The sequence below is a fragment of the Mesorhizobium sp. M6A.T.Ce.TU.002.03.1.1 genome (assembly GCF_003997275.1).
Taxonomy (GTDB): domain Bacteria; phylum Pseudomonadota; class Alphaproteobacteria; order Rhizobiales; family Rhizobiaceae; genus Mesorhizobium; species Mesorhizobium mediterraneum.
Genome location: NZ_RZTI01000307.1, coordinates 1 through 525 on the forward strand (window position 1 = coordinate 1; position 525 = coordinate 525).

1 protein-coding gene is annotated in these 525 nt (G+C 56.4%); it reads left to right on the forward strand.

Features of this window, described 5'->3' with window-relative positions; translation table 11 throughout:
• Nucleotides 1-272, forward strand: a 272-nt coding sequence (locus tag EOC93_RS33665; protein ID WP_245461618.1) for a LysR substrate-binding domain-containing protein, incomplete at its 5' end; no start/stop codon positions are given.
• Between the last annotated feature and the right edge of the window lie 253 nt (nt 273-525).

The window sequence follows — 525 nt, forward strand, 5'->3', positions numbered from 1 at the left end:
TCCCCAAGGACATGATCGCGGTGCCGCTCGCCCGCCCGCTGACGTTCACATGCGTAGCCTCGCCCGCCTATTTCGATCGCTTGGGCAAGCCGGAAACCCCGGAGGAATTGCAGCGCCATCGTTGCATTGGCCACCGGATGCCTAGCGGCAAGCTTTACCGATGGGAGTTCGAACGCGCCGGCCAGGAACTCGCGATTGACGCTGACGGCCCTATCGTTCTTGATGACGAGGAGCTGATGGTGGAAGCCGCGAGGCAAGAAAAACCCAACTAGATCAATGAGATAGTTGGGCTAGAAACAATCGAGTGCGAGTAGGGGAACAGCGGCGATAGTGCGTGTTGGGCATTGTAGCCTGCGCTTTTACCCATTCCTCCAGTATCAGGCGCCTTCCCAAAAGATGGCGGTAAAGCTGAACGCTGAACGTGCTAGGCATTGATGTAAAGCGCCCTTAGAATCGTGTCGCGCTTTGGCGTACAATGACGTGCAACTAGGCGGGTGAACCAGCAGCGATGGATTGATATTAGAA